The following is a 13951-nucleotide window of genomic DNA, read 5'->3' as shown; positions in this document are numbered from 1 at the left end:
ATCCAGCAGGAGGGCTACCACGAAGCCGCCTGCCAGATCATCCTCATGGCCTTCCTGCACCGCCTGGTCAACGGCGGAGGCCAACTCGACCGCGAATACGCCGCAGGCACCAAACGCCTGGACGTGCTGATCCGCTGGCCCCACACCAGCCCCGACGGCGAACGACTGCTCCAACGGGAGGCGATGGAACTGAAGGTCTGGCGGACCGGCAAAGACGACCCACTGCCCGACGGCCTCACCCAACTCGACGGATACCTCGACCGGCTCACCCTCACCACCGGCGTACTAGTGATCTTCGACCGGCGCCCCGAAGCCCCGCCCTGGAAGGAACGAGGCACGTTCGAACAAGCGACCACCCCGTCCGGCCGCCAGGTCACCGTTCTGCGCGGGTGACCTTCGCCGATGCCGTCCGTGGTGCCCTGCCGATCACCCAGATGGTCCGGTCTTCAGGGGGCCGTCAGAACGCTCCATGCCGGCCCGCGCCCGCGGCGAACCGGGCCGCGCCGCCGGCCGCGTCCGGCAGCGAGACGAGGCCGTGGCGCAGCTCGTTCCTGATCGCCTCGGCCTCGTCGAGGCCGTCCTGCTCCAGGGCGGACAGCCGGTCGCCGCGCAGGCACGTCTGCGGGAACCGGGCCAGCTCGTGGGCCAGCTCCTCGGCGTGCCGCCTGGCCGTACCGGTGGGCACGACGCGGTTGGCCAGGCCCATCTCGCGGGCCTCCTGGGCGCCGACCGGGCGGCCGGTGAGGATCATGTCCATCGCGCGGGAGGCGCCGACGAGCCGCGGCAGCCGTACGGTGCCGCCGTCGATGAGCGGCACGCCCCAGCGGCGGCAGAAGACCCCGAACACCGCGTCCTCCTCGGCCACCCGCAGGTCGCACCAGAGCGCCAGCTCCAGGCCGCCGGCCACCGCGTGCCCGGCGACGGCGGCGATGACCGGCTTGGACAGGCGCATCCTGGTCGGGCCCATCGGGCCGTCGCCCTCCTCGCCGACGTGGTTGTCGAGCGTCTTGAGATCGGCGCCGGCGCAGAACGTGCCGCCCTCGCCCCACAGCACCGCCACCGAGGCGTCGGACTCGTCGAACGCGCGGAACGCGTCGGTCAGCCCGTCGGCCGTCTTGCGGTCGACCGCGTTGCGGGCCTCGGGCCTGCTGATCACGACGGTCGTCACCGGTCCTCGGCGCTCGGTTCGTACGGTCATGGCCACCTCCGTGAGCCTGGTCCCACAGCATCCCCAGCGAGTGGCCGTGAATCAACCCCGGCCGATCAGGCGCTTCGCCGGAGTTTCTGTCGTTCACCACTGCTATTCATGACGCCATCACACGATATTTCGTAGAACAGGGCTATCAATGGCGTTAGTGACGTTTCGCGATGAGACGGCGGCCGGCCGGACGCTGGAGGAGTTCTCCCTCCCGGACCTGCCCGAGCGGATCTCGGCCCGCGAGCTGGTACGGCTCCGCGTCCGCGAGGAGGTGGCCCGCCACAACGCCGCCCCCTCCGCGCACTTCCGCGGCCTGGTCAAGCCGACGGACGCCGAGGCCGAGCTGAACGGCTACCGGATGCGCACCGCGCGCAGGCTCGACTGGGAGAAGCAGGCCGACGCCGCCGAGGCCGCGTTCACCCGCAACGGCTTCCTGCTGCTGGTCGGCGACCGTCAGGTCGACGACCTGGACACCGAGATCGACCTGACCACCGACCCGGTCGTGTCCTTCGTCAAGCTCGTCCCGCTGGTCGGAGGCTGACATGGACTGGAACATCCTCAGCGACTCGCCCCTCAGCAACCACTACGGATTCGTCCAACTCGCGAACGAGCACAAGGAGACCTTCGACCGGCTGGACGCCGCGTTCGCCGGTGGCGAGCTCACGGTCAAGGAGGCGGACGAGGCGGAGTTCCCGCTCCTGTGCGTCTGGGCGCAGATGCGGCTCAACCTCGGCTGGGAGGGCGGTCACGAGCACGACCAACGCCGGCTCGACGTCATCCGCGACCTGATCGACCACCTGCCGGACCTGCCCGGCCACGTCGTCACCCGGTTGTGGGCCGCGGCCAACGGCCTGATGACCTGGCGCCACACCGGCTACGCCGAGCTGTACCGGTTGCCGCTCGCCGCCACCGCCCGCCTTCCGTACCACGAGCGCCGCAACGTGCTGAACTCCATGCCCAAGTGGTTCGCCCAGTACTGGAAGCCCGCCTGGGAGGTCCTGCGCGAGCCGGTCGAGACGCTGCTGACCGAGCCGGAAACGGATGATCCCGGCGCGACGATCCGCAACATCATGTGGGAGGACGACGAGTTCGCGACCCGGATGATCTCCGATCACGCCGGCCTGCTCGCATCTCCCGAGATCCTGCCGCTGTTCCGTCACTGCACCAAGGCCACCGCTGCCAGGCCCAGCGCCGGCTGGACGAAGCGCGCCGCCGGACTGCTGACCCCGCAGGCCGCCGACCTGGTCAGAGACGTCCTCACCCGGCTCGTCGCACACCGTGAGGTGACACATCGGCATCCGACCGGCTCCGGCGAGTGGACCGAGACCGTCTTCGTGCGCGAGCGCACCGCCGTGCCGCTGCGGGGCATGGTCTGGGCCTGCGAGCTGATCGACCGGCCATGGGTGACCGCGCTGCTCGGCGACGTCGCGGTGACCACCGGCACCGGCATCGGCGGCTCGGGCGCCAACGCCCGCAGCGAGATGCTGGCCAACGCGGCGATCGGGGTGCTGGCCCGGCGCGGCGGCCTGGAGGTGGTCGCGCAACTGGCCCGGGTGCAGGCCAAGGTCCGCAAGAGGACCATCCTGTCCAAGGTCGACCGCACCCTGGAGGCGGTCGCCGCCCAGACCGGCCTGTCTCCCGAACAGCTCCTGGAGCGCACCGTCCCCACCTTCGGGCTGGACTCCGACGGCACCCGTACCCAGGACGGTCTGCGGCTGTCGCTGGACGGAACGATCACCTACGACGGCCGCAGGACGATCCCCAAGGCGGTCGACCGCGAGCTGCTGGCCGGGTTCAGGGCGACCGCCAAGGAGCTGAGGAAGGCCCTCCCCGCCGAACGCTTCCGCGTCGAACGGGCCCTGGCCACCGAGCGGGTCTGGCGCTGGCGCGACGTGTGCGAGTTCTATCTCGACCATCCGGTCACCGGTTCGTTCGGCCGCGTTCTGATCTGGGAGATCCTCCAGGGCCCGGCCGGGCTGCCGGTACGGGCCGACGGCGGATGGGAGCTGACAGATCAGGCCGGGCGCCGGATCCAGCCGCGTCCCGACACGCCCGTCCACCTGTGGCACCCCATCTCCCACACCGTGGACGAGGTCCGCGCCTGGCGCGACCACCTCATGGAGACGGGCCGGCGCCAGCCGTTCAAGCAGGCCTTCCGCGAGGTCTACCTGCTCACTCCCGCCGAGGAGCGGACCCACGACCATTCGCGCCGGTTCGCCGGCCACCTGCTCAGGTACGGCCAGGCCAAGGCGCTGCTGACCGGGCGCGGCTGGACCGGGATGTCGCTGGGGCACTGGGGCTGGGAGTACGGCTCCGACCAGGCCGACGCCACCAAGGAGCTTCCCGGCGGGCTGACCGCGCACTGGGGGTTCCACCTGGACGAGCACTCGTTCGAGCGCGACAACATCGGCACGGTATCCATCTGCGTCAGCGGCGACCTGCACTTCACCGACGACGCGGGGCGACGGGTCCCGCTGGAGGAGGTGCCGCCGCTCATCTTGTCGGAGGCGCTGCGTGACGCCGACCTGGCCGTCGGCGTCACCTCCACCGGCCTGGACCCCGAGGGCCACGGCGACTACTGGCAGTCGTACGGCTTCGGCGACCTGACCGAGACGGCCCGGATCCGCCGGGACGCCCTGACCCGGCTGCTCCCCCGCCTGGCCATCGCCGACCGGTGCTCACTGCTCGACCGGTTCCTTCGGGTACGGGGCGACCTGCGTACGTACAAGATCCACCTCGGCTCGGGCAACATCCTGATGGACCCCAACGACGCCTACCTCTGCATCGTCCCCGGCCGCTCCGCCGACCAGGTCTTCCTGCCCTTCGAGGAGGACGGCGGGATGCTGTCGATCATCCTGTCCAAGGCGTTCCTGCTGGCCGCCGACACCACCATCACCGACCCGTCCATCACCCGCCAGATCCAGCCCTGACCCGCCGAGCGGCCGACCGCGGCAGCCGCGCGGACGCCCGGACCGCACCTCAGAATGGGAACATGATCAAACGACGGCTCTATCAGGGCACGGGTCCAGGACCGATCACCCCGGACGGCTGCGCGGTCGACTACTACGCCACCCTCACCGCGAACGGCGAACCCGAGTTGATCCACGCCGCCATCGCGCCCGGAGCGAGCATCCTGGAGCTCGGCGCCGGCGCCGGCCGCGTCACCCATCCCCTGCTCGCCCTCGGCCACGAGGTCGTCGCGGTCGACGAGTCCTCCGAGATGCTCGCCCACATCACCGGCGCCGAGACCGTCACCTCCTCCATCCAGGCCCTGGTCCTGCCACGGACCTTCGACCTCGTGCTGCTGATGTCCTTCGTCATCGAGACCGCCGACGACGACCTGCGCGCCGCGTTCCTGCGCACCTGCCGCCGTCACGTCGCCGCCGACGGCTGCGTGATCCTGCAGCGCAAGCCTCCCGAGTGGTACGACACCGTCCAGCCGTTCGAACGGGCCACCGGCGACGGCCGTACCGTCCGCATGACAGATTTCAGCCGGCCCGGCCCCGGCCTGCTCGAAGCCACCACCGAATACTCCATCGGCGACCGGCACTGGACCCACACCTTCGTCAGCCGCCGCCTCGATGACGACTACCTGGAGCGCGGGCTCGACCAGGCCGGCCTGACGATCTCCGAGTTCCTCGGCGGCGACCGCGGATGGGTGCGGGCCGTACCCCGCTGACACCGGCCCTGCGGCGAACGTGCCGTTCAGTACGGCGCGCCACCGTACGGCGGATCACGATCCCGGCCGCGACGCACGCAGGCGGCGACAAGCTCACGCCTCCGAATCCAGCGCGTCGCGTGCGGCCATCAGCGCGAACCCCAGCAGGTTCAGCCCCTGCCAGAGGGCCGGGGAGGCGGCGCGCTCGTCGGCGGCGGTCAGGCCGATGCCCCAGATCCGATCGCGCGGACTCGCCTCGACCAGGACCCTCCTGCGGGTCGCGAGGAGGAATTCCCGCAGGCCGGGGTGCTGGCCGAATTTGGCGAGGTTGCCACGCACCACGATGTCGAAGCGATGGGCGTTCCAGAGGGCTTCGTCGAAGTCGCGTACTGCCCGGCCGAGAGTCTTGGCCTGACCCGGGTGATCCGCCGCGAGGATCTTGGCGGCGGTGTCGCCGTCGCCGAACAGCCACGCCTTGTGGGCCATCATGTAGTGCTCAGCCGAGGCGAAGACGTGCCCGTCCTCGGTGAAGGGGACGGGCCACCACTGCGACAGGCAGCCCGGGCCGATGTTCCCGTCCCGCTCGCGCCGGTGACCCCAGAAGAACAGATAGCGCAGGATCCGGCCCGCCTGCTCGGCGGCGATCGCCTCACCCACGGTGCACGAGAGTTGCTCGGCCACGCCGACACCGTGACATAAGGCGACCCACCTTGACCAACGGGATATTTGGTCGCAAATCGTGCACGGCTGACGGCAGGGGCCGGAGCAGGTCATCCCGGCTGTCGCCGGATCGGGATGACCGCTCACTCTCAGGAGAGTTCGTACACCCGCGCGGTCACCGGGCCGCCCGGCGGGCCGGCGGGGTCCTGTCGCTTGGTCTGGACCCAAAGCCGCGTCGTACTCGGCACGGGCGCGATGTCCGTGATGTACTCGGCCGGATCGCCCTCCGGCAGGGCGAATCTGGTCCACCTGCCATCGCGTAGGTTGAGCAGGTAGGGCGAACTGGAGGCGGGACGGGCTGCGATCCACAGGCCGCCCACCGGGTCCGCTCGGACCGTGGTCAAGCCCGTCCTCACCAGGTCGAGGCGCACCTGCTCCCATCGGGCGCGGTCCCAGTGCAGCATGACCGGGCTGCCGCCGTCCGCCCACGGAGGGCCGACCGCCCACGCGTGGCCGTCCGGTCTCACGGCCAGGCTCAGCCGTTGAAGGTGAGCACGTCCGCGGCACGGCGGATGAGGAGACCCCATCGCGCACGGGTAGGAGACGTCCTTCCAGAACGCGCCGTTCCAGTGCCACGTCCTGTCCCCCTCCTGCTGGTTCACGACCCACACGTCGTCCGGGCCCGCCGCGCTGATCCCGGTCAGGATGGGGCCGGCGGGGAGCGACTGGTAACGCAGCGCGTTCTCGCTCCAGCGCAGCACGTTCGAGGCGCCGCCCTCGGGGTCGAAGCCGGTCACGAACCAGGCGTCGCCCCGGGAGGCGACGGCGATGTCGATCACTCCGTTCACCGTCACGTTCCCGGATGACCGGCGCGTCCAGCGCCCGTCGGAGAATCGCCACAGCTGGTCTGTCACGTCGTCGTACTCTCCGTGGGGGACGCTCGCGGCCGCCCAGATCGTCTCCCCGGACGGGGAGGCGCCGATTTCGAGCCCCCATGCCTTACCGAACTGCGCGGGCAGCCCGGCCCGTTTCCAGGCGGTCCCGTCCCAGCGCAGCATCGACCAGCCGAGTGCCGACCTCTTCCTGACGAACAGCGACGCTCCGCCGTCCGCCGTGGGAACCAGCCACACGGGGACGTCCCTGCCGTAGCCGTGGACGGTGTGCCTCAGGGTCCACCGGGATGCCGGCTCGGCGGCGTGACCGGCCGTTCGCCCGCCACCGTCCAGTGGCGTGTCGGCGACCAGCGCACACGCGCTCGCGATGACCAAGGCAGCGAGTACCCCCGTAGTGGTACGCATGCTGCAAATGATCACATAATGGGGAGGACCCTGGGGCCTCGATGACACCCCCAGGCTGGGCGAGAGTCTCCGCAGAGGAGGCTTCCACGCGGTGAGAAGTCTGGTTCACTCCTCCAGAAGGGCGTGGAGCCGCCCGAACTGTTCCCGCGTGGCCAGCGAGTGACCAGTGGAGATGAACGAGAGCAGCCGCAGTGCCCGAAAACCCGGCCGCCCAGGAGATTCTGACGGTCTTCGCCGACCTTGGCCGTCCCCTGCGGGCTCGCGAGCTGTGCGAGGCTCTCGACCCTCCCCCTGGCGCACAACAGCATCCAAAACGTCCGCGCCAAACTCAAACGCCTGGTCAGCCACGGCGTCCTCGTGGAGAACGAGCCGGGTTCGTTATAAACCCCGGTCGCGATGACCGGCCGTACGCAGAATCGCGTATCGGCGAAGGCCGCGTCCCGGGTGACGACCCGGCAGCAGTCTCAATCCCAGTATGGGCAATACCGGTTCTCGAAGGCCCGACGGTCTACCGGAATTCAAGATCAGAGCCCTGGATGTCCAGCGCTCACCGACGAAGAGGGAACACGATGTCCAAACGCTCCACCATTGCGCTCGCGATCGGAACACTGGCTGCGGCACTCACCGGCGCAGGAACCGCCGCCACCGCAACTCCCGCCTCGGCTACGGCGATCTCGCACAGTCAGGTCAGCGAAGCCGACTCCACGCCTGCTGCACCTCTGGCGACCTGCAACTACTTAGTGTGGCCGGTGCAAGGGATCAACGTCCACGCCGAAAAGGACAGAAGCTCGAGGATCCTCCAACACTTCAACCAGAACGAGGTGCTCTACGGACTCAACTGCGGCAACTCGGAGGGAGGCCGATACGGAAGCTGCGGTTCGGGAATTCTCTGGAAGTCCTACGGCGTCGGCTGGCTCGCGACGAAATGCCTGGCGCGCGTCTGATCGCCGCCTGCGTCCATGCTGGAAAGGTGCCGCTACTGGGCCGTCACCCCGGGCGCGGCCTTCGCGGATACGCGATTCTGCGTACGGGTGGTGACATCCGCCGGGCGTTAGAGTCGTGAAGGTGAGCGGTGTCTGGGCGCGGGCCCGGTGGGCGGACGCGTGGCCGTGCTTGCCGTTCCTGGCCGTCGGCCTGATCGGTACGGAGCCCGCGGCGACGTACCAGCCGGACGCGGCCCGCCCTCTGGACCCGGCGGCGTACACACTGATCGTGATCGCGGCTCTGGCGCTGGCCGGGCGGCGCCGGCCGGGCACGGCGCTGGCGGTCAACGGCGCGGCGGTGGCGGCCTATCTGGCGGCCGGCTACCCGTACGGCCCGATCCTGCTGACGGTGCCCGCCGCCGTGTACGGCGTGGGGGTGGCGTGGCCGGCCGGTCGGGCCATGGCCGTCGTGGCGGCGGACGTGGGGGTGCTGGTGGTGGCCCTGTTCGCCAAGGCCGTCGCGGAGGGCGAGGACTCCGTGACCGTGCTCCCCCAGGTCGCCATCGCCATGGCCGCGCTGGTGGCCGGGATGGTCGTGCGCATCCGGCGGGAGGCCGCCGCGGGGATGCGCACGGAGCAGGCGCGGCGCGCGGCCTCCGAGGAACGGTTACGCATGGCCCAGGATCTGCATGACACCATCGGCCACGGGCTGGCGGCCATCGCGATGCAGGCCGGAGTGGCCCTGCACGTCCTCGACCGCGATGTGGCCGAGGCCCGCCGCGCCATGGAGGCGGTGCGCGCCACCAGCCGTGAGTCGCTGGACAACCTGCGCGCGGGGCTGGAGCGGCTGCGCGGGGACGAGCCCGCGCGCCGCGGGCCGGCGCCACCCGGCCCCGGCCTGGACGGCCTGGGCGAGCTGGCCGACCGGGTACGCGCGGCCGGGGTCGAGCTGACCGTGGACGTCCAGCCGGACCTCGGCCTGGCCGGTCCGGTGGAGGCGGCGGCGTTCCGCATCGTGCGGGAGGCCCTGACGAACGTGCTGCGCCACGCCGGAGCGGCCACCACCCTGGTCCTGGTCCGCCGCGACGACGCCGACCTGCTGGTCGAGATCACCGACACGGGAGCCGGCACCGGGACGGCGGCCGAGGGAGGGCTCGGCATCCGCGGCATGCGTGCCCAGGCCGAGCAGCTCGGCGGGACACTGGAGGTGGGGCCGCTTCCCGCCGGGGGTTTCTCGGTCCGGGCGCGCATACCGGTGGAGGCGAGGGCATGATCCGCGTCGTGGTCGTGGACGACCAGGCTCTGATCCGCGTCGGCGTGCGGACGTTGCTGCGCTCCGAGCCTGACACCGAGCTGGTCGGTGAGGCCGCCGACGGCTGCGCCGGGCTGCGGGTGATCCGCGAGAAGCGGCCGGACGTGGTGCTGATGGACATCCGGATGCCGGAGATGGACGGCCTGTCGGCGCTCCGGGAGATCACCGGCGATCCGGCGCTGGGGTCGGTGCGGGTGGTCATGCTGACCACGTTCGGGCTGGACGAGTACGTGTTCGAGGCGCTGCGCGACGGCGCCAGCGGGTTCGTGCTCAAGGACGCCGATCCAGAGGAGCTGTTACGGGCCGTGCGCCTGGTGGCCGGAGGCGAGTCGTTGTTGTCCCCGTCGGTCACCCGCAGTGTGATCTCCCAGTTCGCCCGGCGCGTTCCGGCCATGATCGCGCATCCGGGCGTCAAGGACCTGACCGAACGCGAACGCGAGGTGACCACCTGGGTGGCCGCCGGCCTGTCGAACGACGAGATCGCGGCCCGGCTGGTGGTCAGCACGGAGACCGTGCGCACCCACGTCAGCCGGGCGATGCTCAAGCTGAAGGCCCGTGACCGGGCGCAACTGGTGGTGTTCGCCATGCAGTCCGGTCTGGGCCCCCCGATGTGAGCGCGCACCCGTCGAGTCAAAGCTGGAGGGCTCCCGCGAGCAGCTCGTCGAAGCGCTCCAGGTCCTCGGCCGGGCGGTCGAGACCTCGCAGCGGGCCGTGGTCGGCGAGGTGGGCGTCGGCGTAGAGGCGGGCCACCAGGGCCTTGCGGCCGTCGTCGAGCCCCCAGCCCGCCTGCTCCAGCAGCAGCGCCGCCGCGTAGACGTCGGCCATGAGCTGGGCCAGCGCGAACAGCCGGGCCTCGGCCACGACCGGGTCGAGCGAGGACCACACGGTGATCGCCTTGCGCAGGTCGTCGATCCGTCCTCGTACCAGGTCGGCGGTCGCGGCATCACCGGAGGGCGCCCGGTCGACCGCCGAGACCAGGCGGTCGAGGAAGGGCTCGTGGGCGTTCTCGCGGAGCATCGCCCGGCGGACGTCGAGGCAGAGGATGTTGTCGCCGCCCTCCCAGATCGGGTTGACCTGGGCGTCGCGCAGCAGTCTGGCGACCGGCCACTGCTCGATGTAGCCGTTGCCGCCGTGCACCTCGATCGCGTCACTGGCGGCGGTGAGGCCGAGCCGGGAGGCGCGCAGCTTGATCAGGGCGGGCGCGAGGCGCAGCCGGGGCCCGATCTGGCCGTCGAAGACCATCGCCTGGGCGGCCTCGACCTCGACGATCAGCTCGGCCAGCTTGCGGCGCATCAGCGGCTGCTCGATCAGCGGCCGGCCGAACGCCTCGCGGGCCCGGGCGTAACAGATCGACTCGACCAGCGCGCGGCGGGCCACACCGACGCCCATCATCGCCACGCCGAGCCGGGAGGCGTTGGTGAGCTTCATCATCGTGCCGAGCCCCGAGCCGGAACCCTCGCCGGCCAGCAGGAACGCCTCCGCGCCGGCGAACTCCACCTCCGCCGAGGCGACGGAGCGGGTGCCGAGCTTGTCCTTGAGCCGCCTGATCCGCACCGCGTTGCGTGAGCCGTCGCGCCGCTCCCACAGCACCAGGAACGGGGCCACGTCGCCGCCGTCGCGGCGGGCCAGGACGACGAACGCCGACCCGTTGGCGTTCGAGGCGAACCACTTGAAACCGGACAGCCGCCAGGCGTCGCCGTCGGGGACGGCCGTCGCCTCCAGCGCGGCCAGGTCGGAGCCGCCGGTGCGCTCGGTGAACATCTGGGCGGCCTCGCCGGAGTAGAAGCCGTTGGCGAAGATCTCCCGTACCCGTGCCTTGACGTCTTCGGGCGCGTGCTTCTCGGCCAGCGACACCACCATGTCGCCGCCGGTGCCGAGGGCGCAGCCCATGCCGATGTCGGCCTGGTCGAGCAGGTAGGTCCAGGCGGCGGCGAGCGCCTCGGGGTTCGCGCCGTGCGCGCGGGCCTGCGCGGCGAAGGCGGGCGAGGTGAAGTTGTCGGCCATGAGCGCCTGCCGGGCCGCGTGGAAGGAGGGGGGCATGACGACCTCGCTGACGTCCCTGCCCCAGCGGTCGTACTTCTCCAGCCGGGGCGGGTTGCGGTCGGTCTCCTCCGCGTGGCGGGCGATCGGGCCGCCCATGAGGGCGCCCAGCTTCGCGAGGTGCGGCTCCGCCCAGGCGTAGCCGTCGCCGAGGTGGTGGCGCATGAGCAGACGCAGCGACGGGTCGCAACTCCACCAGTCGCGTCCGGCGGCGCCCTGGTAGCGCTCGGTCGCGTAGCGGTCGCTGCCGTCGAACGGTTCGATGAGATAGCTCCCCATACTCGCGAGTGTTACATAGCTTCCCCATCGGCACCTCAGGGACGAAGCGCGCTTACAGGTCGACGCCGAAGATCACCCGCTTGTTCCGGAACTCGGTGACGCTCCACACCTTGGCGCCGCGTACGGTCAGGTCCTCCGGCCCGATCGGGAACTGACGGGTGAGGAGCTTGCCCGCGCTGTAAACCTGCAGCCTGCCGTTGGTGGCGGCGTCCACCGCCTGGCTCAGGTACCACCTGCCGCGGTTCGAGACCGCGCCCTGGATCTTCGGATGGCCCATGACGTGGGCGTCCCTGGGCGTGCCACCGTCCAGGGGTAGATCCCACCTGGCGACGCGGCCGTTGGGGCCGGCCACGGCGTACTCGCCGGAGATGAGCGCGTGCGGCGTCGTGCCGCGGTCGATCGACACGAACGAGAAACGCGGCCCCGGCTGCGCGACGCGCCAGGAGTCGGTCTGCGGGATCACGTAGCGATAGCCGAAGGCGTGGAATCTCTCGTTGGCGCGGCCGACCCGCCGGGGATCGCCCAGGTCGTCCTGGGCCGTGCGCAGGTCGAGCAGGTTGCGCACGTCGAACACCCGCAGTCCGCGCGTGGTGTCGGCCACGTAGAGCAGGTCGCCGTACCAGGCGACGCCCCCCGCGTGGATGTCGATCGCCTGGTACGACCCGTCCGGCCTGGCCTCGACCAGCAGCGCGTGCTGGTACTTGAGGGTGCTCGGGCTCAGGAACGTCACCCTGATCCCGCGCTCCGGCACCGGTGGCCGCGGCTTGAAGTACCAGCTGACCACGAACACCGGCACCTTCGCGGTCCCCGAGTCCTCGCCGCAGGTGAGCCCCTGGGGATACCAGTCGGCGGTGTTCTGGTCGGCGCTGTCGAAGGCGTACCAGTCGGCCGGCCTGGGCTGCATCTTGCCCAGCGCCGCCGCGCCCCCCTTGCGCACGGCGGTCCGGTTGCCCCGCGCCAGCACCGTCTCGACCGTGACACGGCCGAGCTCCTTGGCCAGCTTGGCCGCGCCCTCGCCCAGGGTGCTGGTCGCTCGCCGTAACACAAAGGGGGAACTGTCGGTCGGAACCATCCCCGTAGCCGCCATACATTCCTCGCTATTCCGTCTCTTTGACAGTGTGACGGACGAAGAGCGGCCATAGTTGTAACTAACGCCACAGATGTACCGGAACGCCGGTCAGCGCGTTCTCCCGGTACTCGCGGACGAGGCGGTTCCGGTCGCCGTCCAGACGGGCCAGCGCCTCACGCTGCCAGACCGCCCCGGTACGGCGCAGCCGGGTCCGCTCCTCGATCACGCCGAGCGCCTTGTCCACCTCGTCCGGCACCACCCCGGCCGCCAGCAGCGCGGCCCGCGCCTCCGGCAGCAGCTTCAGCACCAGGTCGGGGGCCTCGAACTCGCCGTCCATGCCCGGCCAGGAGAGCTTGGCGTCCAGTCCGTGCATGGCCGCGCGGTAGAAGTTCTGGTACGTCTCGGCGAACCGGTAACCGGTCAGGTCACGCTCGGCCTGCGCCAGGGTCAGCCCGAGCAGGAACGCCGTGTTGGCCGTCATGTCGGCGCAGGAGGGCCCGGCGGGCAGGGCGCGCATCTCGACCCGCAGGTGGCCGCCGTCGGCCGGGTCGTAGACGGGCCGGTTCCACTGCCACACCGTGCCCTGGTGCAACCTCAGCTCGGGCACGTCCAGCGGGCCGGCGTCGTCCGTCAGGTCAGGCAGGATGGGGTCGTAGTCGCGGACGTACCTCTCGAACAACTCGTAGGCGCCCTCGCGCACCCAGTCGGACCCGAACGTCACCCGCCCGTCCTTGCGATAGCGCCGCTCGACGTCGCGGTCGTCGGCCGCCTCCTCCATCAGCGCGATCCGCGTCTCCTCCCACAACTGCCTGCCGAGGAAGTACGGCGAGTTGCCGCAGACGGCCAGCACCGGCCCGGTGGCGAGCTGCGCGGCGTTGAACAACCGGGCGAACCGGTCGGGCGGGGTGCGGATGTGCACCTGCCAGGAGGTGTTGGCCGCCTCCAGGATGACGTCCTCGACCGACAGCTCCAGATCCTCGATCCTGACCAGGAACGGTTCGAGCCGCAGCCGCCTGACGCCCCTGCTCATCGCCCGGTACCGGTTCTGGTCGCTGATCGCCTCCCGGGTGAAGTCCTCGGTGTCGAGCGTCGGCAGGATGCCGATGGGCAGCGCGCCGCCCTGGTCCTCCAGCCGCCCGACCGCGGCGTCGACCTTGGTCACCGTCTCCTGGATCTCCGCGCCGAGCCGCTCGAACGGCCGCCCGGCCAGCGGCACCGGAGTCAGGTTGACCTCCAGGTTGAACCGGCCCAGCTCCAGCACCACGCGCGGGTCGTCGATCGACTCGCGCACCTCCTCATTACGGGGCAGCGGCCGCCCCTTGCCGTCCACCAGGAACAGCTCCAGCTCCGCCCCGATGGTGGTGGGTCCCTCGCCGAACCCAGGCTGGTCCAGCAACTCGCGCAGCGCGCCCAACTGCTCGTCGAGCCGCTCCCCGAAGCGGGCATATTCCGTCTCGGAGAAGCGCTCCTTGTCCAAATCTCGTCCCATGACCCCCTTACTGTCCGGCGAGGGA

Annotated in this window: 13 protein-coding genes; 7 read left to right on the top strand and 6 right to left on the bottom strand. The window is 70.9% G+C overall.

Going from position 1 to position 13951, the window contains the following annotated elements; all coding sequences use genetic code 11:
- A partial coding sequence (locus IEY82_RS27200; protein ID WP_229697696.1) for a hypothetical protein occupies positions 1 to 393 on the top strand: 393 nt, incomplete at its 5' end.
- 64 nt (positions 394 to 457) lie between these two features.
- Here IEY82_RS27200 and IEY82_RS27195 read toward each other — a convergent pair.
- Positions 458 to 1198: a crotonase/enoyl-CoA hydratase family protein gene (locus IEY82_RS27195; protein ID WP_189127069.1), complete on the bottom strand. Its 741-nt coding sequence runs from the start codon at positions 1196 to 1198 to the stop codon at positions 458 to 460.
- Between the two features lie 148 nt (positions 1199 to 1346).
- Between IEY82_RS27195 and IEY82_RS27190 the strand changes: the two genes are divergently transcribed.
- The 3 genes from IEY82_RS27190 (at position 1347) to IEY82_RS27180 (ending at position 4877) form a co-directional block, all read left to right on the top strand.
- Positions 1347 to 1739, top strand: coding sequence for a hypothetical protein (locus IEY82_RS27190; protein WP_189127068.1), 393 nt, complete (start codon positions 1347 to 1349; stop codon positions 1737 to 1739).
- Between the two features lies 1 nt (position 1740).
- Positions 1741 to 4128, top strand: a complete 2388-nt coding sequence (locus IEY82_RS27185; RefSeq protein WP_189127067.1) for a DUF4132 domain-containing protein — start codon at positions 1741 to 1743, stop codon at positions 4126 to 4128.
- Between the two features lie 62 nt (positions 4129 to 4190).
- On the top strand, positions 4191 to 4877 hold the full coding sequence (locus tag IEY82_RS27180) for a class I SAM-dependent methyltransferase (protein ID WP_189127066.1): 687 nt from the start codon (positions 4191 to 4193) through the stop codon (positions 4875 to 4877).
- Between the two features lie 93 nt (positions 4878 to 4970).
- Here the strand turns inward: IEY82_RS27180 and ybiA are convergent, their stop codons facing one another.
- Both ybiA and IEY82_RS27170 read right to left on the bottom strand, forming a co-directional pair.
- Positions 4971 to 5537 (bottom strand): riboflavin biosynthesis intermediates N-glycosidase, encoded by a 567-nt coding sequence (gene ybiA, locus IEY82_RS27175; RefSeq protein WP_225263792.1) that lies wholly within the window; start codon positions 5535 to 5537, stop codon positions 4971 to 4973.
- 128 nt (positions 5538 to 5665) lie between these two features.
- Positions 5666 to 6814 carry a hypothetical protein gene (locus IEY82_RS27170; protein WP_189127065.1) on the bottom strand — a complete coding sequence of 383 codons (1149 nt, stop codon included), beginning with the start codon at positions 6812 to 6814 and terminating at the stop codon, positions 5666 to 5668.
- Positions 6815 to 7383: 569 nt separating this feature from the next.
- Here IEY82_RS27170 and IEY82_RS27165 point away from each other — a divergent pair.
- The 3 genes from IEY82_RS27165 (at position 7384) to IEY82_RS27155 (ending at position 9663) form a co-directional block, all read left to right on the top strand.
- Positions 7384 to 7758 carry a hypothetical protein gene (locus IEY82_RS27165; RefSeq protein WP_189127064.1) on the top strand — a complete coding sequence of 125 codons (375 nt, stop codon included), beginning with the start codon at positions 7384 to 7386 and terminating at the stop codon, positions 7756 to 7758.
- A 121-nt stretch (positions 7759 to 7879) separates the two neighbouring features.
- Positions 7880 to 9010, top strand: coding sequence for a sensor histidine kinase (locus IEY82_RS27160; protein ID WP_189127063.1), 1131 nt, complete (start codon positions 7880 to 7882; stop codon positions 9008 to 9010).
- Positions 9007 to 9663 (top strand): response regulator, encoded by a 657-nt coding sequence (locus tag IEY82_RS27155; RefSeq protein ID WP_189127062.1) that lies wholly within the window; start codon positions 9007 to 9009, stop codon positions 9661 to 9663. Before IEY82_RS27160 ends, IEY82_RS27155 begins: the two co-directional genes overlap by 4 nt.
- 16 nt (positions 9664 to 9679) lie before the next feature.
- Here IEY82_RS27155 and IEY82_RS27150 read toward each other — a convergent pair whose 3' ends face one another.
- The 3 genes from IEY82_RS27150 to IEY82_RS27140 form a co-directional block, all read right to left on the bottom strand.
- Positions 9680 to 11368: an acyl-CoA dehydrogenase family protein gene (locus tag IEY82_RS27150; protein ID WP_189127061.1), complete on the bottom strand. Its 1689-nt coding sequence runs from the start codon at positions 11366 to 11368 to the stop codon at positions 9680 to 9682.
- 52 nt (positions 11369 to 11420) lie between these two features.
- Entirely contained in the window at positions 11421 to 12413 is a 993-nt protein-coding gene (locus IEY82_RS27145) for a hypothetical protein (RefSeq protein ID WP_189127060.1), read from the bottom strand.
- A gap of 103 nt (positions 12414 to 12516) precedes the next feature.
- Positions 12517 to 13926, bottom strand: coding sequence for a glutamate-cysteine ligase family protein (locus tag IEY82_RS27140; protein WP_189127059.1), 1410 nt, complete (start codon positions 13924 to 13926; stop codon positions 12517 to 12519).
- Positions 13927 to 13951 lie beyond the last annotated feature (25 nt).

This window comes from Nonomuraea cavernae, from assembly GCF_014646355.1.
Taxonomy (GTDB): domain Bacteria; phylum Actinomycetota; class Actinomycetes; order Streptosporangiales; family Streptosporangiaceae; genus Nonomuraea; species Nonomuraea cavernae.
Note: the sequence above shows the minus strand (reverse complement) of the source record. Positions and strands in the feature narration are given on the sequence as shown.

Bases quoted from the DNA above. Each gene is read 5' to 3' on its own strand.
- IEY82_RS27195 (WP_189127069.1), bottom strand. From the start codon at position 1,198: ATGACCGTACGAACCGAGCGCCGAGGACCGGTGACGACCGTCGTGATC.
- IEY82_RS27190 (WP_189127068.1), top strand. From the start codon at position 1,347: ATGGCGTTAGTGACGTTTCGCGATGAGACGGCGGCCGGCCGGACGCTG.
- IEY82_RS27185 (WP_189127067.1), top strand. From the start codon at position 1,741: ATGGACTGGAACATCCTCAGCGACTCGCCCCTCAGCAACCACTACGGA.
- IEY82_RS27180 (WP_189127066.1), top strand. From the start codon at position 4,191: ATGATCAAACGACGGCTCTATCAGGGCACGGGTCCAGGACCGATCACC.
- IEY82_RS27170 (WP_189127065.1), bottom strand. From the start codon at position 6,814: ATGCGTACCACTACGGGGGTACTCGCTGCCTTGGTCATCGCGAGCGCG.
- IEY82_RS27165 (WP_189127064.1), top strand. From the start codon at position 7,384: ATGTCCAAACGCTCCACCATTGCGCTCGCGATCGGAACACTGGCTGCG.
- IEY82_RS27155 (WP_189127062.1), top strand. From the start codon at position 9,007: ATGATCCGCGTCGTGGTCGTGGACGACCAGGCTCTGATCCGCGTCGGC.
- IEY82_RS27150 (WP_189127061.1), bottom strand. From the start codon at position 11,368: ATGGGGAGCTATCTCATCGAACCGTTCGACGGCAGCGACCGCTACGCG.
- IEY82_RS27140 (WP_189127059.1), bottom strand. From the start codon at position 13,926: ATGGGACGAGATTTGGACAAGGAGCGCTTCTCCGAGACGGAATATGCC.